The sequence below is a fragment of the Agromyces sp. Marseille-Q5079 genome (genome assembly GCF_051016555.1).
In the GTDB taxonomy this organism is placed as follows: domain Bacteria; phylum Actinomycetota; class Actinomycetes; order Actinomycetales; family Microbacteriaceae; genus Agromyces.
In genome coordinates this window covers 11316-35140 of the sequence record NZ_JBPEJF010000004.1, presented here as the reverse complement: position 1 = coordinate 35140, position 23825 = coordinate 11316, and the positions used below count along the sequence as shown (strand labels likewise).

At 73.1% G+C, this 23825-nt stretch carries 20 protein-coding genes and 1 tRNA gene; 9 read left to right on the top strand and 12 right to left on the bottom strand.

The features are described 5' to 3' along the window. Positions 1–40: 40 nt before the first annotated feature. From ACR3IO_RS10780 to ACR3IO_RS10765, 4 genes are read right to left on the bottom strand one after another with little or no spacing between them, the layout of a single operon-like run. Entirely contained in the window at positions 41–1354 is a 1314-nt protein-coding gene (locus tag ACR3IO_RS10780) for a D-arabinono-1,4-lactone oxidase (RefSeq protein WP_434071211.1), read from the bottom strand. Next, entirely contained in the window at positions 1351–2601 is a 1251-nt protein-coding gene (locus tag ACR3IO_RS10775) for an amino acid deaminase/aldolase (RefSeq protein ID WP_434071210.1), read from the bottom strand. The genes ACR3IO_RS10780 and ACR3IO_RS10775 overlap by 4 nt, the downstream gene beginning before the upstream one ends. Then, entirely contained in the window at positions 2601–3863 is a 1263-nt protein-coding gene (locus ACR3IO_RS10770) for an MFS transporter (protein ID WP_434071209.1), read from the bottom strand. Before ACR3IO_RS10770 ends, ACR3IO_RS10775 begins: the two co-directional genes overlap by 1 nt. Further along, positions 3860–4456, bottom strand: coding sequence for a TetR/AcrR family transcriptional regulator (locus tag ACR3IO_RS10765; RefSeq protein WP_434071208.1), 597 nt, complete (start codon positions 4454–4456; stop codon positions 3860–3862). Before ACR3IO_RS10765 ends, ACR3IO_RS10770 begins: the two co-directional genes overlap by 4 nt. Positions 4457–4587: 131 nt before the next feature. Between ACR3IO_RS10765 and ACR3IO_RS10760 the strand changes: the two genes are divergently transcribed. Next, complete coding sequence (locus ACR3IO_RS10760; RefSeq protein ID WP_434071207.1) at positions 4588–5514, top strand: Ppx/GppA phosphatase family protein; 927 nt, start codon at positions 4588–4590, stop codon at positions 5512–5514. Between the two features lie 85 nt (positions 5515–5599). Here ACR3IO_RS10760 and ACR3IO_RS10755 read toward each other — a convergent pair whose 3' ends face one another. From ACR3IO_RS10755 to ACR3IO_RS10720, 8 genes are all read right to left on the bottom strand, one after another. After that, positions 5600–5980, bottom strand: a complete 381-nt coding sequence (locus tag ACR3IO_RS10755; RefSeq protein ID WP_434071206.1) for an SHOCT domain-containing protein — start codon at positions 5978–5980, stop codon at positions 5600–5602. A 118-nt stretch (positions 5981–6098) separates the two neighbouring features. Continuing rightward, positions 6099–6172: transfer RNA gene (locus tag ACR3IO_RS10750), tRNA-Leu, on the bottom strand. 76 nt (positions 6173–6248) lie between these two features. Beyond that, complete coding sequence (gene msuE, locus ACR3IO_RS10745) at positions 6249–6842, bottom strand: FMN reductase (protein ID WP_434071205.1); 594 nt, start codon at positions 6840–6842, stop codon at positions 6249–6251. 247 nt (positions 6843–7089) lie between these two features. Next, the gene (locus tag ACR3IO_RS10740) at positions 7090–8709 is read right to left on the bottom strand and encodes an ABC transporter substrate-binding protein (protein ID WP_434071204.1); all 1620 of its coding nucleotides are present in this window, start codon (positions 8707–8709) and stop codon (positions 7090–7092) included. Positions 8710–8831: 122 nt separating this feature from the next. After that, complete coding sequence (locus ACR3IO_RS10735; RefSeq protein ID WP_434071203.1) at positions 8832–10532, bottom strand: dipeptide ABC transporter ATP-binding protein; 1701 nt, start codon at positions 10530–10532, stop codon at positions 8832–8834. After that, entirely contained in the window at positions 10529–11476 is a 948-nt protein-coding gene (locus tag ACR3IO_RS10730; protein ID WP_434071202.1) for an ABC transporter permease, read from the bottom strand. The genes ACR3IO_RS10735 and ACR3IO_RS10730 overlap by 4 nt, the downstream gene beginning before the upstream one ends. Then, complete coding sequence (locus tag ACR3IO_RS10725; protein ID WP_434071201.1) at positions 11473–12468, bottom strand: ABC transporter permease; 996 nt, start codon at positions 12466–12468, stop codon at positions 11473–11475. Before ACR3IO_RS10725 ends, ACR3IO_RS10730 begins: the two co-directional genes overlap by 4 nt. Next, entirely contained in the window at positions 12468–13571 is a 1104-nt protein-coding gene (locus tag ACR3IO_RS10720) for an LLM class flavin-dependent oxidoreductase (RefSeq protein ID WP_434071200.1), read from the bottom strand. The genes ACR3IO_RS10725 and ACR3IO_RS10720 overlap by 1 nt, the downstream gene beginning before the upstream one ends. A gap of 243 nt (positions 13572–13814) precedes the next feature. Between ACR3IO_RS10720 and ACR3IO_RS10715 the strand changes: the two genes are divergently transcribed. The 8 genes from ACR3IO_RS10715 to ACR3IO_RS10680 all read left to right on the top strand — a co-directional run bounded on the left by ACR3IO_RS10715 (position 13815) and on the right by ACR3IO_RS10680 (position 23807). After that, positions 13815–15029: an LLM class flavin-dependent oxidoreductase gene (locus tag ACR3IO_RS10715; protein WP_434071199.1), complete on the top strand. Its 1215-nt coding sequence runs from the start codon at positions 13815–13817 to the stop codon at positions 15027–15029. Further along, positions 15029–16426, top strand: coding sequence for an NtaA/DmoA family FMN-dependent monooxygenase (locus ACR3IO_RS10710; RefSeq protein ID WP_434071198.1), 1398 nt, complete (start codon positions 15029–15031; stop codon positions 16424–16426). The genes ACR3IO_RS10715 and ACR3IO_RS10710 overlap by 1 nt, the downstream gene beginning before the upstream one ends. Continuing rightward, positions 16416–17705: an LLM class flavin-dependent oxidoreductase gene (locus ACR3IO_RS10705; RefSeq protein WP_434071197.1), complete on the top strand. Its 1290-nt coding sequence runs from the start codon at positions 16416–16418 to the stop codon at positions 17703–17705. The genes ACR3IO_RS10710 and ACR3IO_RS10705 overlap by 11 nt, the downstream gene beginning before the upstream one ends. Beyond that, positions 17702–19084, top strand: coding sequence for an amidohydrolase (locus ACR3IO_RS10700; RefSeq protein ID WP_434071196.1), 1383 nt, complete (start codon positions 17702–17704; stop codon positions 19082–19084). Before ACR3IO_RS10705 ends, ACR3IO_RS10700 begins: the two co-directional genes overlap by 4 nt. 10 nt (positions 19085–19094) lie before the next feature. Continuing rightward, positions 19095–20489, top strand: a complete 1395-nt coding sequence (locus ACR3IO_RS10695) for an MFS transporter (protein ID WP_434071195.1) — start codon at positions 19095–19097, stop codon at positions 20487–20489. A 97-nt stretch (positions 20490–20586) separates the two neighbouring features. Continuing rightward, positions 20587–21468 (top strand): DUF1684 domain-containing protein, encoded by an 882-nt coding sequence (locus tag ACR3IO_RS10690; protein WP_434071194.1) that lies wholly within the window; start codon positions 20587–20589, stop codon positions 21466–21468. 3 nt (positions 21469–21471) lie between these two features. Beyond that, positions 21472–22632 carry an LLM class flavin-dependent oxidoreductase gene (locus ACR3IO_RS10685; protein ID WP_434071193.1) on the top strand — a complete coding sequence of 387 codons (1161 nt, stop codon included), beginning with the start codon at positions 21472–21474 and terminating at the stop codon, positions 22630–22632. Continuing rightward, positions 22632–23807 (top strand): GNAT family N-acetyltransferase, encoded by a 1176-nt coding sequence (locus ACR3IO_RS10680; protein WP_434071192.1) that lies wholly within the window; start codon positions 22632–22634, stop codon positions 23805–23807. Before ACR3IO_RS10685 ends, ACR3IO_RS10680 begins: the two co-directional genes overlap by 1 nt. The last annotated feature ends 18 nt before the right edge of the window (positions 23808–23825 follow it).

Below are 23825 nucleotides of genomic sequence, written 5' to 3'. Positions count from 1 at the left end.
CCGTCGACGCCCCGCCCCGCGGACCGGGACGGGCCACGGGTCAGGCGCCGAGCACGCGCTCCAGGTACGGGTTCTGGAACCGGCGCTCGGGGTCGAGCTCGTCGCGCACCGCCAGGAACTCGTCGAATCGCGGGTACGCCTCGCGCAGCCCGGCATCCGTCTGCGTGTGCATCTTGCCCCAGTGCGGGCGGCCGCCGTGCGCGCGCATGATCGCCTCGACCGCCGCGAAGTACTCGGTCGGGTCCTCGCGGAAGTAGCGGTGCACCGCGATGTACCCCGTGTCGCGGCCGTACGCCGTCGAGAGCCAGTTCTCGTCGGATGCCGCGGCGCGCACCTCGATCGGGAAGCTGATCTTCCAGCCCTTGCGATCGATGAGGTCGCAGACCTCGCGGAACGCGGCCGGCACCTGCTCGAGCGGGATCGCGTACTCCATCTCGCGGAACCGCACGGTGCGGTTGGTGACGAACACCTTCGGCGAGAAGTCCGTGAACTCGCGGTCGCCCGTGAGCCGGTCGACCTGCCGGGCGAAGAACGGCGTCGTCTTCGGCGCGACCGTGCCGAGCGCGCAGATGGCCCGGTACGCGCCGTTCGCGAGGAGCTCGTCGTCGATCCAGCGGGAGACCGCGCCGAGCGGGTTGCGCGGGGCATCCGCCGGAAGCCGGGTGTTCGTCTTCGTCAGCGCGGTGCCGGTGTGCGGGAACCAGTAGAACTCGAAGTGGTCGGCGCCGGCCACGCGCGCCATCCACTGCTGCAGCACGGCCTCGAGCGGTTCGACGCGCTCGACCGCCTGCAGCACGAATCGCGGCACGAGCTGGAGGGTCACCTCGACGAGCACGCCGAGGGCGCCGAGCCCGAGGCGAACCGCGGGCAGCAGGTCGGGGCGACTCGTCTCGCTCACCTCGATGAGCTCTCCGGTGCCGGTCACGAGCTTCGCCGCCACGATCTGCGTGGCCAACCCGCCGAAGCCGAGTCCCGTGCCGTGCGTGCCGGTCGAGGTCGCCCCGGCGATCGACTGCCGGTCGATGTCGCCCATGTTCGCCAGCGCGAGGCCGTAGGGCGCGAGCAGGTCGGGCAGCGCGTGCAGCCGGGTGCCGGCCGCGAGGGTGACCCGCCCGGTCGCGACATCCGCGTCGATCACGCCGGAGAGGTCGCCGAGGTCCAGCTGCACGCCGGGGGCGACCGCGATGCCCGTGAAGCTGTGCCCGGCCCCGACCGGCTTGATGCGGAGGCCGGATGCCGCCGCCGCCGCGACGGCGCGCTGCACCGCCCCGGCCGAGGCCGGCCGCTCGACACGCAGCGGCCGCACCTGCTCGGTGCGGCCCCAGTTGCGCCAGATCGCTCCGCTCGCCGTCACAGGAACACCTTTCCCTCACCGCGGTAGGTCGGGAGCTCGTCGACGATGCGGCCGTCGTCGACGAGATGGAACACGTTCAGGTGCTCGGAGAGCTCGCCCGACTTCGTGTGGCGGAACCAGACGCGGTCGCCGACGCGGAGGCGCGCCGCGGCCGCCCCGCCGACGGGGGTCTGCACTTCGCCCGCGGCCTCGCGCGGCAGCATCGAGAGCCCCTCGGGCCAGACGATGCGCGGCAGCCGGTCGGGCGCGGGCGGGCCGGAGGCGACCCATCCGCCGCCGAGGATCGTGGCGTGGCGTTCGCTCGGCCGGCGCACGACGTCCATGGCGAAGGCCGCGGCGGGCGCGGGGGTGAAGTGGCCGTAGCCGTCGAACAGGTGCCCGCCGAAGAGCCCGGAACCCGCCGCGACCTCGGTGACCGAGGCATCGGCCGACGTGACCTCGAGCGAGCCGGTGCCGCCGCCGTTCACGAACTCGAGGTCGGCGTGCTCGCGCACGGCCGCGACGGCGCGTGTGCGCCGCTCGACGAGTTCGGGCATGGAGCGGGACTGCATCCAGCGGTTCACGGCCCCGTCGACCGGCTTGCCGGCCGGGCGGTTCGTCACGCCGGCGATCTGGGCCTCGTAGCCCATCATGCCGACGAGGCGGAAGCCGGGGCGCTTCACGATGTACGCGGCCAGTGCGCCGGCATCGGCCGGTTCGTACACGGGCGACCGGCGCACGCCGAGGTGTCCGAGGACGGGCGCGTTCCAGGACGCGTCCAGTTCGAGGGCGACCCGGATCGGCTCGCGCTCGGAGGGCGCGATGACCGTGTCGATGAAGTCGAGCTGCGCGATCGAGTCGACCATCAGCGTGATGCGGCTCGCGAGCCTCGGGTCGGTCGCGAGCGTGCGGATGCCGCCGCGTTCCGCGGTCGGGTAGCCCACCACGAGGTCGTCGACCGTGTCGGCCAGCCAGATCGCCTCGGCGAGCGTGTACGCGAGCACGCCGCGGTATCCGGGCATGCGCAGGAGCGCCTCGATGACGCTGCGCACCCGGATGGACTTGGACGCGACGCGGATCGGCTTGCCGTGCGCCCGCCGGACCATGTCGGCCGCGTTGTGGCGGAGGGCACCGAGGTGGAGCGCCCCGACGGGCGCGTCGAGGTGGGCGGTCGCCGCGGTGAGCGACGGCCAGTACCGTGCGGGCGTCGCCCAGGGCGCGGCATCCACGATGCCCGTGCCCGGCCGGGGCTGAGAGAGGTCGAGCATCAGCGCACACTCCGAACTCGCGAGACCGCGATCGCACCCGCGAGCGCGCAGACCGCGCTCAAGACGAAGACCAGCGCGAACGAGCCGGTCAGGACCACCGCGCCCGCGCCGATCAGCGGGCCGACCGCCTGCGGCACGGCGGTGGCGATGTTCATGATGCCGAGGTCCTTGCCTCGCGACGCGGCATCCGGCAGCACCTGCGTGGCGAGGGCCTGGTCGACCGAGAGGAAGCAGCCGTAGCCGAGGCCCAGGATGCCCGCCGCGATGATGGCGACCGTGAGGTCGGGCACGAGCGCGAGCAGTACGGCCGCGACGGCCTGCAGGGCGGATGCCGCGAACACGAACGACTTGCGCCGGCCGAGCCGGTCGGAGAGCCGCCCGCCGACGAGGGAGGCGGTGATGACGAAGACCATGTAGACGAGCGTGAGGATGATGAGGTCCTCCTCGGCGTTCTCGTCGCCGAGTCCGAACATGAGGAAGTAGAGCAGCAGGCTCGTGCCGAGCGCGTTGCCGACCGAGACGAGCACGCGGCTGAGCAGGGTCCACCCGAAGTCGGGGTGCGTGCGCGGGCTGATCCAGAGGCTCGCGAGGACCCCCTTCGCGGTGACGCGCGTGCGCTCGGCGGCCGCGAGCGGCTGGTCGTACCGCATGAGGAACGGCACGGCGAGCACGACGAGCGTGATCGCGAGCAGGAGGTAGCCGAGCGCCTGGTCGGTGACCAGCTCGGTCACGAGCACGAGGCCGACGATGATGCCCACCGCCTGCGGCGCCGACATCCACCCGGAGACGAACCCGCGCTGCCCCACCGGGACCTGGTCGGAGATCGTCGCCGTGAGCGCCGCCGTCATGATGCAGAAGCCGACGGAGGCGGCGACCCATGCGGCGCCGATCGCCCAGATCTCGGTCTGCAGGCCGAGCACCACGAGCGAGAGGGCGAACACGAGAGCGCCGATGAGGATCCACGGGCGGCGTCGGCCGAACCGCGACGTGGTGCGGTCGGAGGCGGCGCCCGTGAGCGGGTAGGCGATGATCGTGGCGACGGCCGCGATGCCCGAGATGACACCGAACGCGACGACGCTGTCGATCCAGTTCTCGGGGTGCAGGGTGGCGTCGATCTGCGCGGGCAGCAGGAGCTGCACGGGCGTGAGCTGGGCCATCCAGATGGCGAACCAGACGGTCGCGAAGGATCCGATCCACGGGGCGGAGACCCTCGTGACCGGTTCGGCGAGCGCGGCGGGCGCGTTCGGGTGCAGGCTCGTCATCGGGGTTCGGCCATTCTCGAGAGGGCGACGGCCGACGCATGCGCGACCGCCAGGGAGGCCTCGTCGTCGCGATCGACGAGCCAGGTGAGGGTGAGTCCGTCGGTGAACGCCACGAGCACCCGGGCGACGCGGGCGACGGGCACCTGCCACTCGCTGCCGGATCGCTCGGCGGCGATGACGAGCGACTGCTCGGCGAGTTCGACGTACTTCGCGTACTGGGCGCGCGCGAGCGGATGCCGCTCGGGCGACCGCAGCGCGTACTGGGTGAGCTCGAGCATCGCCTGCTCGTGCTCGGGGTCGGCCTTCAGGTGCTCGAAGTAGCGGATGATGCCGGCTTCGAGCATCTCGACGAGCGTGCCGTCGACGAGGTCGTCGGGCATCACGGCGTGCCGGGCGTGATCGATGACGGCCGAGATGAGCTCGTCGATGAGCTCGTCGCGGGAGTCGAACGCGTAGTGGAAGCTGGCGAGGCTCATGCCGGCCTCGGCGACGATCGCGCGGGTCGTGGCCTGGGCGATCCCGTTGCGCGAGATGACGCGGAGGGCGGCCTCGATGAGCGCGGCACGACGCTCGGGTGCGGGAATACGGGTCACGGCGGCTCCTCTCGACGACACTGCCGACATCCCGGCCGGGGCCGGGACTGAACTGGGACGGGTGACCCAGTTGCAACAGTATGCACCAGAGCGGGGCTTCGAGCACACCCCGAGCGCGTTACGCTCGCACCATGCGCCTCGGAGTCCTCGACGTCGGTTCCAACACCGTGCACCTCATCGTGGTCGACGCGCACCCCGGCGCGCGCCCGATCCCGGCCGCCTCGCACAAGTCCGTGCTGCGACTCATGCGCTACCTCGAGCCCGACGGCTCGATCGGCGCCGACGGCGTCGCGGCGATCCTCGCGGCCGTCACCGACGCCGCTGCCGTCGCTCGCGAGGCCGGCATCGACGAGATGCTCGCGTTCGCGACCTCCGCGATCCGGGAGGCCGCCAACGGCGAGGACGTGCTCGCCCGCATCGCCGACGAGACCGGCGTCGAGCTGCAGGTGCTCTCCGGCGACGACGAGGCCAGGCTCACGTTCCTCGCGGTGCGGCGCTGGTACGGCTGGTCGGCAGACCGGATCCTGCTCTTCGACATCGGCGGCGGCTCGCTCGAGATCGCGAACGGCATCGACGAGATCCCGGATGTCGCGCGCTCGCTCCCCCTCGGCGCCGGACGATCGACCATCGCGTTCCTCCCCGACGACCCGCCCGCGCCCGCGGACGTGCAGCGCCTGCGCGAGCACGCGGCCGAGGTGCTGAAGGCGGCGGTCGACGAGTTCGGCCACCTGCCCTCCCCCGACCACGTCGTCGGGTCGTCCAAGACGATCCGCTCGCTCGCCCGCCTCGCGGGGTGGACCGAGGAGGGCGTCGGCTCCGGCGAGCGCAGCATCCTGCGTCGCAAGGGGTTGGACGACTGGATCCCGCGACTCGCGCGCATCCCCGCCGACGCACGGCCGGCCCTTCCCGGCATCACGGCCGATCGCACGTTCCAGATCGTCGCCGGCGCCGTCGTGCTCTCGGAGGCGATGCGCGCGTTCGACGTGCCGGAGCTCGAGGTCTCGCCGTGGGCGCTCCGGGAGGGCCTCATCCTGCGCCGACTCGACCGGCTGACGTGAAACGAGCGCCCCTCCTCGATGAGGAGGGGCGCTCGTTCCGTGCGCCGTGCCGACGCGCTCGTCGTGCGAGCTCGGCGCGATCGTCTTACTGGAGGGCCTTGGCCTTCAGCGCGTCGTACTCGGCCTGCGTGATCGCGCCCGAGTCGAGCAGGCCCTTGGCCTTCTCGATCTCAGCCGTGGGCGAGACCGGCGCCGCGGCGACGGTGCGGATGTAGTCCGCGCTCTCGGCCTGCGCCTGCTGGATCTTCGCGGCGTTGCGCTCCCCCATGCCGCGTCCGCGGGCGATCAGGTAGATGAACGCGGCGAGGAACGGCAGGAAGACGAGGAAGATCACCCACAGGGCCTTGCCCCACCCGCTCAGCGTGTGGTCGCGGAAGATGTCGATGAACACCGAGATGAAGATCCAGATGCACGCGAACAGGACATAGACCCAGAAGAGCCACACGAAGAATTCCCAGATGTTCATGACATGCCTTTCACTCCGATGGCCCCGATCCAACGCCGGTGCTCACCCGAACCATAGCGCGCGGCATCCGGAATGCGGGGAATTTCCGCCGACCGAAACGCGGCCTGTCGTGGAGCGGTGCTCCCGCTGGGATTCGAACCCAGACTGAGGCGAGTTTAAGTCGCCTGCCTCTGCCGATTGGGCTACGGGAGCGCGGCACCGCGATGCGCTGCCGCGTCCACCCTACTTCGCGGCGCGCGCCCCGATCGGGCCCGCGCCGCGGCATCCGTCACCAGGTGCCGACGTACTCCGAGACCGGCAGCACCGAGCTGCGGACCACGGGCACGCCGCGGGAGATCGCCTGGTCGATGCGCGAGCGCAGCTCGGGCGAATCGACCCGGTAGTCCAGGAAGTCGGTGTCGCTGGCGTACACGCCGATCGGCAGGGTCAGCGCCTGGAAGAACGAGAACAGCGGTCGGAACTGGTGCTCGAGGATGAGCGAGTGCCGGTCGCTGCCGCCGGTCGCGGCGAGGAGCACGGGCTTGTCGATCAGGGCGTACTGCCCGACGAAGTCGAAGACGTGCTTGAACAGGCCGGTGAACGAGGCCCGGTAGACGGGGCTCGCGACGATGAGCAGCGTCGCCGACTCGATCTGGCGAAGCGCCGCCTCGGCGGTCGGCGGAAGTGCGCTCCGGTTCAGCACGCCGCCGAACTCGGGGCCGATCTCGGAGAGCTCGATGAGGTGGGTCTCAACCTCGATCTCACTCCCCGGGGTCGGCTGGAGCGCGGCGGCGAAGCCCTCGAGGATCTCCTTGGCGAGGACCGTGGTCTTCGAGGGCGCGTGCAGGCTTCCGGAAACGGCGACGATGGTGACGGTAGGCATGCTGCGACGCTAATCCCGATCTTTTCGGTCGGGAACCCGGCCCGACGCGCGCGGTAAACGAGTGCAACAGGCCTTCACAGAGGGTCGTGCAAGGTCACGAGGAGGGCGTGCTGCGAGCGCATGCGTCGTCGCATGACGGCTCCCTCGGCAAGGTCGCGGGCGCACGGAACGCCCGACCCCGGCGGAATCCTCCGCGGGATCGGGCGTTCGGCCGGGCGTCGCCCGGGACGCGCTGGAGCCCCTGCGACTACTCGGCGGCCTTCCACGCGGCGACGAGCGAGTCCAGTCGCGAGTCGGCGCCGAGCGTCACGTCATGCACCCCGGTCCCCGTGCCGAGGATCGACGTCAGCTCGTGCACCGGGACCTCGTGGAACTGCGAGAGGATCCGCTCCTGCGCGTCGGCCAGTACGGCATCGCGGGCATCGACGTCGGGCAGCGTCAGCTGCTCCTGCAGCAGGGCCTCGAGTTCGGGGTCGTCCAGGTGCAGGCGATCGGTCGCCGTGCTCGAGTACGTCACCCGCAGCACGTCGCCGTCGGCACGTGAGAGGTTCTGCCAGGAGAGGTCGAAGTCGCCGCTCTCCTGCAGCTTCAGGAACTCGGGCACCGAACCGCCGACGAGCTCGACCTCGATGCCGACCGCCTTCAGCTGCTGCTGGATCAGCTCGAGGGACGTCTGGTTCGGGCCGAAGTTCGTGATCCACGCGAGGCGCAGCGAGAGTCGGGTGCCGTCCTTCGCACGGATGCCGTCGGCACCCTCCTTCCAGCCGGCGTCGTCGAGGAGCGTCGCGGATGCCTCGGGGTCGAACCCGATCGAACCCGACAGGTCGACGTACCCGGGCGTGGTCGCGGCGAGCGGACCGGTCGCGACCGCGAAGAGGTCGTTCAGGGCCGTGTCGCGCACCTCCTTGGGGTCGATGGCGTGGGCGATCGCCTCGCGCACGTCGAGGTCGCCGACGATCGGACGCGCCTCGTTGAAGTACACGCCGAAGGTCGCGCCGGGGTTCGCGCGGGACACGATCCCGAGCCCGCTCGCCTCGATCGTCTCGACGTCGATCGGCTGCACCCCGCCGATGGCGTCGACCTGCCCGGACGTCAGGCTGCCGGTGCGCACGCCCGCCTCGGGCACGACCTGGAAGGTCACCGAGTCGAGGTGGGCTGCTCCGTCGTTGCCGAGCTGCGACGGCGCCCACGCGTAGTCGTCCCGGCGCTCGAGCACGGTCTGGACGTCCTTCGTGTACTCGGCGAGCGTGAACGGCCCGGTGCCGATGACCGCGGCGCCGTCGGCGCGCTCCGCGTACGGGGTGTCGAGGGTCGCGGCCCCGACGATGCCGAGCCCGACGGTCGCCGCGGAGCTCGGGAACGCCGCGTTGGGCGTGCTGAAGTGCACCTCGACCGTGTCGTCGTCGACGGCGACGGTCTCGTCGTAGCCGACGAGGGCGGTGATCGCCGAGCTCTCGGCGCCGGCGGCGACGATGTCGTCGAACGTCGCCTTGACCTCGGCCGAGGTGAACGGGGTCCCGTCGGAGAAGGTCACGTCGTCGCGCAGCTCGAACGAGAACACCGTGGCATCCGCATTGCTCGACCACTCGGTCGCGAGCCACGGTTCGAGCCGGCCGTTCGCGGGGTCCTGGTAGAGGAGGGAGTCGACGAGCTGGCGGGTGACGTAGAGGGTGTCGTTGCCCGAGCCGGTGCCCGAGGGGTTCAGCGAGATCGGGTCGTTGCCGATCGCGAAGACGAGGTCGCCGCCCTCGGCGATCTCGGTCTCGGACGGTGCGGCTGCGCCGGTCGCGCCCGCGCAGCCGACGAGCGCGAGGCTCGAGGCTGCGATCAGGGCCGCCAGGGCGGTGCTGCGGGGTGTTCTGGACATGTGTGTGCTCCGTGGTTCGATTCGGTCGGTCGGTGGTTCGGTGGTTCGGTCGGTCGGTCGGTTCGGTTCGGTGGTTCGGTGGCTCGGTCGGGGTCGCGGATGCCGCGCGGACGGCTCGCTCGTCAGTGCGAGGCGGCGACCCCCCGACCGGGGATCGCGTCGAGCAGGGCGCGCGTGTAGGCCTCGCGCGGTGCGGTGAACACCGCATCGATGCCGCCCTGCTCGATCACGCGGCCCTCGCGCATGACGGCCACGTCGTGGGCGATGCGTCGCACCACGGCGAGGTCGTGCGAGATGAACAGGTAGCTCGGGCCGAGTTCGCGCTGGATGTCCACGAGCAGGGTGAGGATCTGGTCCTGGATGGACACGTCCAGCGCGGAGACCGGTTCGTCGAGCACGAGCAGGTCCGGCGAGATCGCGAGGGCGCGCGCGATCGCGACGCGCTGGCGCTGCCCGCCCGAGAGCTCGGCCGCCTTGCGTCCGGCCGCCGTGCGGGGCAGCGCGACCACGTCGAGGAGCTCCGCGACTCGGGCGCTCCGCGACGCGCGCGTGCCGATGCGGAACGCCTCGAGCGGGTCGGCGATGATCTCGCCCACGGTGAGCCGCGGGTTCAGGGACGCGTAGGGGTTCTGGTGCACGAGCTGCGCGTTCCGGCGGAACTCGCGGAGCTCCCGTCCGCGGAGTCCCGTGATGTCCACGCCCCCGAACTCGATGCGGCCGGCGGTCGGATCGGTCAGGCGCAGCGCGAGTCGCGCGGTCGTCGACTTGCCCGACCCCGATTCGCCCACGACGGCGAGGGTCCGCCCTCGTGCGAGCTCGAGGCTCACCCCGTCGACGGCGCGGGCGACTCCCCCGCCTGCGGCGCGCGGAACCGCGAACTCCTTCACGAGGTCGACGAGTCGGAGGACGGGCGTCGCCTCGGCGTCGCCGGCGACATCCGCTCGACCGGTCTGCGAGACGGCCTGCGAGACCGCCCGCGGGTCGTCGAGGCTCGGGGCGGCGGCGATGAGCGCCCGCGTGTACGGATGCTGCGGCGCGCCGAGCACCTCGGCCGGCGTGCCCGTCTCGACGACCTCGCCCTGGGACATCACGACGATGCGATCGGCGCGATCGGCCGCGACGCCGAGATCGTGCGTGATGAGCAGCACGCTCGTGCCGGTCTCGCGCTTCAGCAGGTCGATGCGGTCGAGGATCTGCCGCTGCACGGTGACGTCGAGCGCGCTCGTCGGCTCGTCGGCGATGATGAGCGCCGGGCGGGCGATGATCGCCATCGCGATGAGCACGCGCTGGCGCATGCCGCCCGAGAGCTCGTGCGGATACTGCTCGGCGCGCACCTCGGGGTCGGGCAGGCCGGCCTCCGCGAGCGCGGCGACCGCGCGGGCTCGGGCGTTGCGGCGATCCGCGAGCCCGTGGATGCGGAGCACCTCCGCGACCTGCGTGCCGATGCGCTGCACCGGGTTCAGGCTGACGGTCGGATCCTGCGGAACGAAGGCGATCTCACGACCGCGGATACCGCGCAGCTCGGCCTCGGAGACCCGCGCGAGGTCTCGGCCGCGGAAGCGCACCGACCCGCCGGCGATCGAGGCCGACGACGGCAGCAGTCGCAGGATCGCATGCGCCGTGGTCGACTTGCCCGAGCCGGACTCGCCGACGATGGCCACGGTCTCCCCGGCACCGACCACGAGCGAGGCCGCCCGGACGCCGTCGATGACCCCGCCGGCGACGCGGTAGCGGATCGCGAGCCCGTCGACCTCGAGGAGGGGCGGGACCGCGTCGTCGGCGTTGCGGTGCGGCGCGGTCCGGGCTTCGGTCGTGAGGCTCATCTGGCTCGTCTCCGTTCGATGTCGAGTGCTCGGGAGATGCGGTTCGCCGCGAGCACGGTGGCCGCGATCACGAGGCCCGGCATGGTCGTCAGCCACCACGCGACGCGGAGGAAGTCCCGGCCGCCGGCGACGAGGGCGCCCCACTCCGGAGCCGGGGGCGGCGCGCCGTACCCGAGGAAGCTGAGCGAGGAGACCGCGAGGATCGCGGCCGCGAACTCGAGGGTCGCGAGCACGAGCACGGGGCCCGCGGAGTTCGGCAGCACGTGCCGGAACAGCACGCGGGACCATCCGTCGCCCGAGGCTCGAGCGGCGTCGACGTAGACCGAGGTGCGCACGCGCAGCACCTCGGAGCGCATCACGCGGGAGACCGAGGCGATGCTCGCGACGCCGACCGCGACGGCCACGTTGACGGTGCCGAACCCGAGCGCGGTGATGATCGCGAGCGAGAGGAGCAGCGACGGGATGGCGAGCAGGACGTCGGCGAAGCGCATGACGCCCGCGTCGACCCACCGCCCGACGAAGCCGGCGATGAGCCCGAGGAGCGAGCCCACGACGAGCCCCACCACGACCGCGATCACCGCGCCCTGCAGCGAGAGCGCGGTGCCGTGCACGACGCGCGTGTAGAGGTCGCGACCGAGCTGGTCGGTGCCGAACCAGTGCGCGGGCGAGGGCGCCTGCAGCCGCTCGGCCGGCACGCCCACGAGCGGGTCGCCAGGGGGGAGGAGCGACGGCGCCACCGCGGCCAGCACGACGAGCGCCGACCAGGCGATCGCCAGCACGAGCGTCGGCCGGGCCAGGACCCAGCGGGCGCGACCGGCGGCCGCGAGCGCGGCATCCGCCGACCTGGCGCGCACGGCGTCGCCGAAGCGGGCGTCCGCCGTGGCGGCGAAGACGTCCTCGGACTGCTCGCGCGGCTCGGGCGCGAGGACGGTGGTCTCGGTCATGCGGTCACCCGTTCTTCGAGAGGCTCCGACGGCTGCGGGCGCGTGCGGGCGCGCCGGCCGCTTCCGGGGCCGAGGATGCGAGGGTCGAGCAGCGGGTACACGAGGTCGACCACGAGGTTGGACACGACGAACGCGGCGGCCGCGAAGAGGACCACGCCCAGCACCACGGGCACGTCCTGCTGCGCGACGGCGCTCGCCGTGACGCGGCCGAGTCCGGGTCGCGAGAAGACCGTCTCGGTCACGACGGTGCCCGAGAGCAGGCCGCCCACGATGAGGCCTGTGATCGTGAGCGCGGGCAGGGCCGCGTTCTTCAGCGCGTGGCCGAGGTGCACCCGGGCACGGTCGGCCCCCTTCGCGCGTGCGGTGTCGATGTACGGCTCGGTGAGGGTCGCCCCGACGCTGTTCGAGAGCAGTTGCGCGATCATCGCCCCCGTCGGCACGGCCAGGGTGATCGCCGGCAGCACGATCGAGGCGAACCCGGCGTCCCCGACGGCCGGGAAGATCGGCAGCCCGAACGAGAACCACTGGATCAGCAGCAGCCCGAACCAGAACGACGGGATGGCGACGCCGAGCGGCGGCATCCCGAGCAGCACGTTGGCGAGCCAACGACGACGCGTGAAGTTGGCGGCGATCGCGAGGCCTGCGCCGAAGATGATCGCGAGCACGAGGCCGGCGCCCGCGATCGCGAGGGTCGGCGGGATCGCCTCGGCGAGCACGCGGCTGACGGGCAGCCCGGTCACGATCGACCGGCCGAGGTCGCCGTGGAGCACGGCGACCAGGTGGTCGAGGTACTGCACGATGAGCGGCCGGTCCAGGCCGAAGCGGGAACGCAGCGCGTCGAGCTGCGCCGGGGTGATGTCGTTCGCATCGACGCCGGCGAGCAGCGAGACCGGGTCGCCGGGCAGCACGTACAGCACGAGGAACGCGACCGTGTACGCGGCCCAGAGCACGCCGACGGCCTGCAGCAGCCGGCCGCCGAGGTACCTCGCCATCAGGCCGCACCCCGATCGGGTGCCCACCCGAGGGCCGGGGCCACGCGCGTCGCGACGTCGTGCAGGATCTGCACGTAGTCGTCACCCGAGAACTCGTACGGCAGTTCCAGGCGCAGGTCGGTGACCCGCGCGACGGCCGGGTCCGCGAGGAGCTGCTCGACGATCTCGTCGGAGCTTCCGACCAGGTCGCGCGCGAACAGCGTACGACGCTCGCCGTGCGGCGCGAGCGTGCGCTCGACCCGGCTCGCCCGGTACTCCTCGTACCTGGCCCTCGTGCTCCGGTCCGCGCCGTCGGTCGGCACGACGACGCGGCCGAGCGCGATCCTGGGCGCACCCGCACCTCGGAACGCGCGGCGGTACCGCTCGAGCACGGCGACCTGGGCGGTCGCGAAGTCGTCGCTCGTCTCGCCCGACACGATGTTGCCCGTGAGCAGGCCGAGGCCCTGCGCGCCCGCCCACTCCGCCGAACGGAGCGATCCGCCGCCGTACCAGACGCGGTCGCGCAGGCCGGGGCTGTAGGGCTGCAGGCGCGGCCGCTGCACGTTGCCGGGCGAGTGGATGCGCGTGTCGGCGTCGCCGACGAAGTCGCCAGAGAGGTTGCCGAGCAGTCGCTCGATGCGGGCGTGCGAGAAGTCCTGGTCGCTCCAGTCGCCGTCGAACACGCGATCGCCGATGAGCTCGACGTGCGGCGGCCGTCCGGCGCTCAGCCCGACCTGCAGGCGGCCGCCCGACAGCACGTCGGCGGTCGAGAGGTCCTCCGCGAGGCGGAACGGGCTCTCGTACCCGATCGGGATCACGCCGGTGCCGAGGGCGATGCGCGAGGTGCGCTGCGAGGCCGCCGCGAGGAACACCGCCGCCGACGAGACCCCGTGCTCGAGGTGCCGCTGGCGCACCCAGGCGCCGTCGAAGCCCAGGCGCTCCCCTGCCTCGAACAGCAGCAGCGTCTCCTCGAGGCCGACGCCCGGGCGGTCGTCGTCGTAGTTGCCCGGCGTCAGGAACGCGAGGCTGGACAGCCCCGGCTGCTCATCCGCCTGCGCACCCTGCAGCACGGCCGGCCCGACCTCCGCCCGTGCGGCGCGGTCGGTATCGGTGATCGAAGTCATGCATCTCCCCTGTGGTCTCGGACATTCGCGTCGGCGACTCGGCCACACTGTCCCCGCCATCGGATGCCACGGGCAAACCGCGTCACGCCGCGTGACCATGAGTGAACGCGTGTTGCGATTGCGACGACGTGTGACCTGCGCGAGACGACGTCGCAAGTCCTCAGGTGAAGGCGTGTTGCGAAGAGTTCGCATCCGTGACGGCCGACCTTGCGAGCCCCGTCCGCCGCCCCGATCGTGGTCGACATGACACGAACGACCACCATCGCCGTCGCCCTCGACGGGGCCGGATGGCACCCCGCCGCCTGGCGCGACCCGTCGGCCCGACCGGCCGAGCTGTTCAGCCGCCGTTACTGGCGCGACCTCGTGCAGACCGCCGAGCGCGCCGACGTCGACCTCGTCACCATCGAGGATGCGCTCGGACTGCAGACCTCGACGCTCTGGTCGGCCGACGACCGCACCGACCAGGTGCGCGGACGCCTCGACGCCCTGCTCATCGCCTCGTTCGTCGCCCCGGTGACGAGCCGCATCGGCCTCGTGCCGACCGTGACGACGACGCACACCGAGCCGTTCCACGTCGCGACCGGGCTGCAGACGCTCGACTTCGCGAGCCGCGGCCGGGCCGGCTGGCGCCCGCAGCTCTCCGGGTCGCCGTACGAGGCCGCCCACTTCGGCCGTCGCACCGTGCCGACCGTCGACGTGGAGGCGCTGCTCGCCGGCGACTCCGAGCAGATCCGTGCGGGGTTCGACGAGGCGCGCGAGGTCGTCGAGGTCGTCCGGCGCCTCTGGGACAGCTGGGAGGACGACGCGATCATCCAGGATGCCGCGACGGGTCGCTTCATCGATCGCGAGAAGATCCACGGCGCCGAGTTCGAGGGCGAGCACTTCTCGGTGAAGGGGGCCTCGATCGTGCCGCGCTCGCCGCAGGGCCAGCCGCTCGTCGCGGTGCTCGCCCACCAGACCATCCCCTACGAGCTCGCCGCCACGAGCGCCGACCTCGTGTTCGTCACCCCGCACGACGACGCGCAGTCGACCTCGATCCTCGCCGAGGTGCGCGACGCCGAGGCGCGCACGGGCCGCACCGGCCGACCGCTCTCGGTGCTCGCCGAGGTGCTCGTCGTGCTCGAGTCGACGCCGGCCGGCGCGCGCGCCGCCCTGGAACGGCTCGACGAGCAGAACGGATCGCCCGTGGCATCCGACGCCCTCGTCTTCGCCGGAACGCCCGAGCAGCTGCTCGAGCGCATCGACGCCTGGACCGCGCTCGGCTACGACGGCGTGCGCATCCGACCGGCCCGCCTGCCGCGCGACCTCGAGCAGCTCGCCGACTGGGTGCTGCCGAAGCTCGGCAGCTCGGATGCCGCGGGCACCACCCTGCGCGAGCGGCTCGGCTTCGAGCTGCCCGAGAACCGATACATCGCCGCCGCCACCGCTGCCGCACGAACGAACGAGGAGGCCGCCTGATGGCCGAGACCAAGCGCCAGGTGCACCTGGCCGCCCACTTCCCGGGCGTGAACAGCACGACGCTCTGGGCCGACCCGCTGCATCGCAGCCAGGTCGACTTCACGGCGTTCGAGCACTTCGCCCGCACGGCCGAGCGCGGCCGCTTCGACTTCCTGTTCCTCGCCGAGGGCCTGCGCCTGCGCGAGCACAAGGGGCAGCTGCACGAACTCGACGTCGTCGGCCGGCCGAACACGCTCGCCGTGCTCGCGGCCCTCGCCGCCGTCACCGAGCACGTCGGCCTCGTGGGCACGCTGAACGCGACCTTCAACGAGCCGTACGAGCTCGCGCGCCAGCTCTCGACGCTCGACCACCTCTCCGACGGGCGCGCCGGATGGAACGTCGTGACGAGCTCCGACGCGTTCCACGGGGCGAACTTCCGTCGCGGCGGATACCTCGACCACGCCGACCGCTACCACCGCGCGAACGAGTTCGTCAGCCTCGCGAAGGAGCTCTGGGACAGCTGGTCGGCCGACGCGATCGCGGCCGACCGGGCCTCGGGGCGGTTCCTCGCCGAGGACGCCGCCGATGCCGGCGCCTTCGCGCACCGCGGTGCCCAGTTCGACGTGCGCGGCCGCTTCACGACGCCGGCCAGCCCCCAGCGCTACCCCGTGATCGTGCAGGCCGGCGATTCGGCCGACGGTCGCGACTTCGCGTCCGAGCACGCCGAGGTGATCTTCTCCCGGCACAGCGCCTTCGAGGAGGCGCGCACGTTCTACGCCGACGTCAAGGGCCGACTCGCCGGCTGGGGTCGCACCGAGGACTCCCTGAAGATCCTGCCCGCCGTCACGTTCGCGATCGGCGACACGCAGGCCGAGGCCGAGGAGGTCGCCCGCGCGATCTCGCTCGCCCAGGTCACGCCCCGCAATGCGATCACGGCGCTCGAGCAGCTCTGGGGCACCGACCTCTCGGGGTACGACGCCGAGGGTCCGCTGCCCGCCTTCGATCCGGGCGAGGGCCCGGCCGACACGGTCGCGGGCGCGATCACGAAGGGCTGGGCGCCGCGCTTCCCGAACGCCGTGCAGATCGCACGGGCCTGGCGGGCGCAGTCCGAGGCCGAGGGGCTCTCGATCCGCGAGCTCGTCATCAAGGTGGCCGGTCGCCAGTCGTTCATCGGAACGCCGTCGCACATCGCCGCCGAACTCGACCGCTACGTGCAGGAGCGCGCGACCGACGGCTTCGTCGTCGTCGGCACGACCTCGCCGCACGGCCTCGACGCGTTCGTCGACCGCGTCGTGCCCGAACTGCAGGACCGGGGCGTGTACCGCACCGAGTACGAGCCGGGCGCGACGCTGCGGCAGAACCTCGAGCTGCCCGAGCCCGGCGCCCGCGTCGCCGAGGAGGTGCGTCGTGTCGGCTGAGTCGCAGGCCGACCGCCGCGTGCCGCTCGCGGTGCTCGACCTCGTTCCGATCGCCGAGGGCTCGAACGCCGGCGAGGCCCTGCGCCGCTCGATCGACCTCGCCCGCCGGGCCGAGTCGTTCGGCTACGCACGCTACTGGCTCGCCGAGCACCACCTGAATCCGGGCGTCGCGGGCGCCGCGCCGCACACGTTCCTCGGCATTCTCGCGGCCTCGACCGACCGCATCCGCGTGGGCACCGCGGCGACGATCCTCGGCAACTACGAGCCGCTGCAGGTCGCCGAGGCCTTCGGCACGGTCGCGGCGCTCTGGCCGGGCCGGGTCGACCTCGGCCTCGGCCGCAGCGGGCTCCCGCCGGCGAAGGCGGATGCCGCGGGCGAGAGCGCACCCGCGGCCCCGGCCGCTCCCGACGCCGACCCGGCCCCGGCCGCTCCCGACGCCGACCCGGCTCCGCCCGCGGCCAACGAGGTGATCGACGGGCTCGTGGTGCCGCCGCAGCGTCCGTTCCGCTTCGACCGTGCCCGATTCGGGCTGCAGGCCAGGCTCCTCGGACGCACGGTCGGCGACGCCGGCCGATTCGCCGACGACGTGGACGCGCTGCGCGACTTCTTCGCGGGTCCCGTGCGCTACGCCGACGACAGCCGGCCCGGCGGCGTGACCGTGGACGCGCAGCCCGCGACCGGCAACCCCGTCGAGCTCTGGGTGCACGGATCGAGCGCTGGCGAGAGCGCGCGCCTCGCGGGGCGGCTGGGCCTGCGCTTCGGCGCGAACTACCACGTCGCCCCGAGCGGCGTGCTCGCGGCCGTCGCGGAGTACCGCGAGCACTTCCGCCCCTCGACCGAGCTCGAGCGACCGCACACGATCGTCTCGGTCGACGTGGTCGTCGCGCCGACGGATGCCGAGGCCCGCCGTCTCGCGAGCGGCTACGCGGAGTGGGTGCTCTCGATCCGCGAGGGTCAGGGCGCCGTGCCCTATCCGAGCCCGGAGCAGGCCACGCCCGACGCCGAGCTCTCGAGCGCCGCACTCGACGCCGTGCAGGATCGCCTCGACACCCGATTCGTCGGCTCGCCCGCGAGCGTCGTCGCGCAGCTCGAGACGCTCCAGCGCGCGACGGGCGCCGACGAGCTGCTCGTCACGACGATCACGCACGACCACGAGGCGCGCGTCGCGTCGTACCGGCTGCTCGCCGAGGCCTGGCACGCGGCGTCACCGGCCGTGGGCGAGGATCGGGTCGCCGAGCGCGCCGGGTCCGAGCTCGCGGGCGCCGCGGTCGGAGCGTGACGGCCGCGACGCACGACGTGCGGATCGGTGCCCGGCCCACGACGCCGAGCACCCTGCACCTGGACGCCGTCGCCCGCGAGGCCGAACGCCTCGCGGGCGACGCGTCGCCCATCTCCTCGCCGCACGACGGGGCGTCCCGCTCGGTACGCGCCATCCTCGCCGCGGCGGTCGACGACGTGGCGCCCGCGCTGGGCGCCCTCTCCGCGCACCTGTTCGCGCTCGCCGAACCAGCCTTCGCAGAGGCGAAGAGCGCTGAAGCCGTCGCCGACACGCTCGCGGCCCGCGGCATCCGCTCGGAACTCGGGGTGTTCGGACTGCCGACCGCGCTCGTCGCCGAGCTGCCGGCGGACGCGTCCGGCGCTCCCGGAGCGCAGAGCGGCCCGACCATCGCCGTGCTCGCCGAGTACGACGCCCTGCCGGGCGTGGGCCATGCGTGCGGACACAACCTCATCGCCGCATCCGCCGTCGGCGCGTTCCTCGCACTGGCCGAGGCGCGGCGGCAGGACGCCTCCGCCGTGCCGGGCCGGGTGCTGCTCATCGGCACCCCCGCCGAGGAGGGCGGCAACGGCAAGGAGCTGCTCGCACGTGCCGGCGCCTTCGACGACGTCGACATCGCGGTCATGGCCCACCCGTTCGGCGCCGACCTCGCCGACCCCGTCTTCATCGGCCGCCGCATCGTGCGCATCGTCTACCACGGGGTCGCCGCACACGCCGCGGCCGCTCCGTTCCAGGGCCGCAACGCGCTCGACGCCGCGGTCCTCAACTACCAGGCGGTCGGCCTGCTGCGACAGCACCTGCCGCCGGGCGACCGCATCCACGGCGTCGTGATCGACGGCGGTGCCAGGCCGAACGTCGTGCCCGAGCGCGCCGAGCTCGAGTACTACGTGCGCTCGCACGAGACCGCGACGCTGCGAGAGCTGTCGGCGCGCGTCGACGACATCGCGCACGGCATCGCGCTCGCGACCGGCACCGGCGTCGAGATCGCCTGGGATCCGCAGCCGTTCAGCCTGCCGATCCGCCACAACGGCCCGCTCGCCGCCCGCTGGGCGCTCGCGCAGGCCGAGCGGGGCCGCCGCGTGCTGCGCGCCGCGGACGCGCCCGGCGCCCAGGCCGCCTCGACCGACTTCGGCAACATCAGCCAGCGGCTGCCCGGCATCCATCCGGTCATCGCGATCGCACCGCCCGAGATCGCGCTGCACACGCGCGAGTTCGCCGAGTACGCGGGCTCCCCTGCATCGCTCGAGGCGGTGACGGATGCCGCGTACGGCCTCGCGGCGACCGTCGCCGACGTCCTGGCCGACGCCGACCTGCTGGCCGCGGTTCGCGACGACTTCGCGGCGGCGGGCGGCCCGGTCGACGTCGAGCGCACGTTCGAGTGAGCGCCACCACGTGAGGCCCGCGGCATCCGCGACCGGCCGGGATCGCACCTCCGGGCGCGTGCTCGCCCTCGGCGTGTCGACGGGCTTCGTGACGATCATCGACCAGGCCGCGTTCTCGTTCGCCGTGCCGGGGCTCCGCGACGACCTCGGCGCCGACGCCGGGCAGGTGCAATGGCTCGTCGCCGGGTACTCGCTCGCATTCGGGGCGGCCCTGCTGCCGGGCGGGCGCCTCGGCGACGTGTTCGGCCGGCGGGTGCCCTACCTCGTCGGACTGCTGCTCTTCGCAGTCGGCGGGATCCTCGCCGCGGCGGCGGCCGACGCGAACGTCGCGATCGTCGGGCGACTCGTGCAGGGCCTCGGCGCGGGTCTCGTGAACCCGCAGGTGCTCGGCTACTTCCAGGACCTGTTCACGGGGCCCGCCCGGGCGAAGGCGATCGGCGCCTACACGGTGTCGGCCTCGATCGCGGGACTCCTCTCCCCACCCCTCGCCGGTTGGATCCTCGCCGCGACCGCGCCCGGCCTGGGCTGGCGGCTCGTGGTCCTGCTCTCGGTGCCCGTCGCCCTCGCGCTGCTCGTGGCCGGCCTCGCCGTGCTGCCGGCGGTTCCGCGATCGGGCCGTCGGCAGGGCTTCGACCTGGTGGGCCTCGCCCTCCTCATGGCGGCGATCCTCGCGCTCATGCTGCCGGTCACCGCCGGGGTGCCCGGCGGGGCCCTCTGGCTCGTGGTCGCCGCGATCGCCGGCCTCGCCTTCGCGGCATGGGAGCGCCGGGTCGCCCGCCGTCGCGGGTCGCCCGTGCTCGATCCGGCGCTGCTGCGATCGCACGGCTTCATGTTCGGAACCGGGGTCGCGACGCTCACCTTCGGCGCGGGGCTCGGGCTCGGAATCGTCTCGACGCTGTACCTCATCGACGGCCTCGGGATGCCCGCCCTGACGGCCGCGCTCCTGCTCGCCCCGCGCGCGCTCGGCATGGCGGTCGGCAGCATGCAGAGCTGGCGCATCGCGACCAGGTTCGGTCGCCGCGGCATCACGTTCGTGCTCGCGGCCGGGGCGGTCGCGCTGGCCGTCGAGGCGACGCTCGTGGCCACCGGTGCTCCGCTGCTCGTGCTGCTCGCCCTCGTCGGCGTCGGAACGGTGCACGGGGTGCTCTCGGGACTCGCCATCCCGTCGAACCAGACGCTCACCCTCGAGCACGCGCCGGCGGATGCCGCGGGCGTAGGTGCGGGCGTGCTGGCGCTGGCGCAGCGCCTCGCCGGCGCCGTGTGCCTCGCCGTCGGGATCGGGCTGTTCCTCGGGGGCGCGACGCCCGCGGCGGGCTTCGCGACGGCCGCCGCCGTGTTCGCCGCGCTCTCGGCCGCCGCGGTCGCCATCTCGGCGCTCGATCGCAGCGCCGTGCACGTCCGATGAGCGTCGCACGAGCCCCGCCGTTACGCCCCGTGACGCCCGCACGAAACCTGCCGTCACGACCTCCGGAACCCCCTTGAGACCTGCCTAGCATTCCCACATGACCGACACGCTGACCTCCACGAACACCGCCGCCGCGACGCCCTCCGCGGCCTCCTCCGCGGCCCCCGCCGCACCCCTCGACCGCGCCGCCTTCGCCCGCGAGTGGGAGGAGTGGCACCGTGCCCACGAGGCCGCCCGTGCGAGCGCGCACGGCTTCCTCGCCGTCACCGGCCTGCACTGGCTCGGCGCCGAGCCGCAGCGCCTCGACGGCGCGCCGGGCCGCTGGTCGACGGGCGATGCCGGACCGGTCGTCGAACTCGACGAGGGCGACGTGCTCGAGCTCGACGGCGTCGCACTCGCCGGCCGTCACGAGTTCGGACCGATCCCCGAGCGAGGCGGTGTCACGCTCCGTTCGGGCGAGCTCGCGATCGAGGTCGCGCGCCGCGGCGGCAACGACATCGTGCGCCCGCGCGACCCGGCGTTCCCGTTCCTGGTGGCGTATTCGGGCACGCCCACGTACCTGCCGAACCCGCGCTGGCTCGCCCACGGCCGCTTCGTGCCGTTCGACGCGCCGCGCGCGGTCACGGTCGACGCCGCGGTCGAGGGCCTGCAGCACGTCTACGAGGCGCCGGGCGAGGTCGAGTTCGTGCTGCGCGGCGAGACGTTCCGCCTCATCGCGTTCAACGGCAAGGAGCCCGGCAGCCTCTTCGTGCTGTTCACGGATGCCACGAGCGGGCTCACGACGTACGCCGCCAACCGCAGCCTCGCGATCGACGCTCCCACTGACGACGGCACGGTGCTGCTCGACTTCAACCGCGCGGTCAACCTGCCGTGCGCGTACACCGACTACGCGACCTGCCCGCTGCCGCCCGCCGGCAACCGCCTGCCGGTCGGCATCGAGGCCGGCGAGAAGACCCCGCTCGCACGACAGGAGGCCTGAACCATGCGGTTCCAGCTGCTCGACATCGTCCCCCACGTCGAGAACCCCGTCACCGGGCGACTCGTGAGCGCCGCGGAGCGACTCGACCAGACCGTCGAGTCGGCCCGGCGCGCCGAGCGCCTCGGATTCGACGCGTTCTCGGTCGGCGAGCGCCACGCCGGGCACTTCCTGTCGTCCTCGCCGACGGTGCTGCTCGGCGCGATCGCGGCGACCACCTCGCGCATCCGCCTGCACACGGGCGTCACCGTGCTCTCGGTGCTCGATCCGGTGCGCGTCGCCGAGGACTACGCGACGATCGACCAGCTCTCGCGCGGCCGGCTCGAGCTGACCATCGGCAAGGGCAACGAGGCCGCGCAGTTCCCGCTCTTCGGGCTCGAGATCGACGACCAGTGGGAACTCCTCGCCGACAAGTACGCGCTGTTGCGCCGCCTCTGGCGCGAGACCGACGTCGAGTGGGCGGCGACGCCGTACACGCGTGCGCAGCACGCGACGACGACCCTCCCCCGGCCGTTCGCGGGCGCCCCGCGGGTGTGGCACGGCTCGGCGACCACCCTCGCCTCGGCCGCCCTCGCGGCGAAGTGGGGCGACCCGCTGTTCAGCGCCAATGCGATCCAGCCGCTCCGGAACTACGCGGTCCTCGTGCGCCACTACCGCGACGAATACGCCAGGCACGGACACGACGCCCGCTACGCCTACGTCGGCGCGGGCTCGGGCTCGCTCTACATCGCCGACACGACGCAGCAGGCCAAGGAGCTCTACGGCCCCGTCTACGACGCCCTGGTGGCGGCGACCAACGTCCCCGGCAACAACACGCCGTTCCGCGACATCGATCACGCGATCGCCGAGGGACCGGCGCTCGTCGGCAGCCCCCAGCAGGTCATCGACAAGATCGGCCGGTTCCACGAGACGTTCGGTCACGACCTGCAGTCGGTGAGCCTGCCCACGACGCTGCCCGTCGAGCAGCAGCACGAGCAGCTCGACCGCCTGGCCTCCGAGGTGTTCCCGGTGCTGCGGCGCGAGTTCCCGACGACCCTCTGGGGCGAGGGCGACCCGTACGCGGCTCGTCCCGCCTTCGCGGGCGGTTCAGAGGCGGATGCCGCGGCGAGCGTCGAATCCACCGACGCCGCCTCGACGGTGGGCGTGCTCGAACCGGCAGCCGCCTGATGGGCGAGGCGACCGCGTTCACGATCCGAGCCGCGCGACCCGACGAGTACGCGGCCGTGGCCGCGCTCACCGATCGTGCGTTCGCAGCGGGACCGTACGGGCACCTGCCCGTCTCGGCCGAGCGGCGCGCGCTCGTGGACGCGGTCGCCGAACGAGCGGCGGCCGGTGCCGTGCTCATCGCCCTCGAGCACGACCCCGATCCCGATCTCGTGCGAGACCTCGACCTCGCGGGCGCCGCGGGCCGCGGCCGAGCGGATGCCGCCGCCGGCCGCCTGCTCGAACGGCTCCCCGGTCGCATCCTCGGCACCGTGAGCCTGCTGCACGCCGGCTCGGCCCAGTCGCGGCTCGCCGTCGGCGAGGAGGCCGAACTGCGCCTGCTGGGCGTCGCACCCGAGGCCCGCGGTCGCGGCATCGGCGAGGCGCTCGCCCTCGCCGCGCACGAGGAGGCGCTCACGTGGGGTGCTCCCGCCGTCGTGCTCGACACCGGCACGCTGAACCTCCCCGCGCAGCGACTCTACGAACGGCTCGGCTACGAGCGGTTCACGCCGGCCGGCGCCGATCGGGAGCCGGCGGCCGACGCCGACGCCGATGCCGCGGCATCCGACACCCGCATCGACCACGTCGACTACCGCCTGCCGCTGCGCGATCGCGACGACCTCGTGATCAGGCTCGTCCGCGACGACGAGCTCGACGCCGTCGCAGCGCTGTCGCTGCGCGCCTACGAGATCGCGTACGACCTCTCCGACGGGTACCGCGCCTCGATCGCCGAGGTCGCCCCGCGTGCCCGCGACCACCAGGTGTGGGTCGCCGCCGATCGCACGACGGGCGAGCTGCTCGGCAGCGTCGCCACGCCTCGACGCGGCGGCACGATCTCGCCGCTCGCCCAGCCGGGCGAACTCGACTTCCGCCTCCTCGCCGTCGATCCGCCCGCGCGCGGACGCGGTGTCGGCGAGGCGCTCACGCGCCTGGTGATCGAACTCGCGCGCCTGCGCGGACTCGACCGCGTCGTGATGAACAGCGGCGAGCAGATGACCGGGGCGCACCGGCTCTACGGCCGCCTCGGCTTCAGCCGCCTGGGCGAGCGCGAGCACGACATCGTCGACGGCGACCGGCGCATCCGCCTGTTCGCGTTCACGATCGACGTGCCGCGCGCGACAGGCACGATCGCCGCCTGACCGACCGGCCTCTCCGGC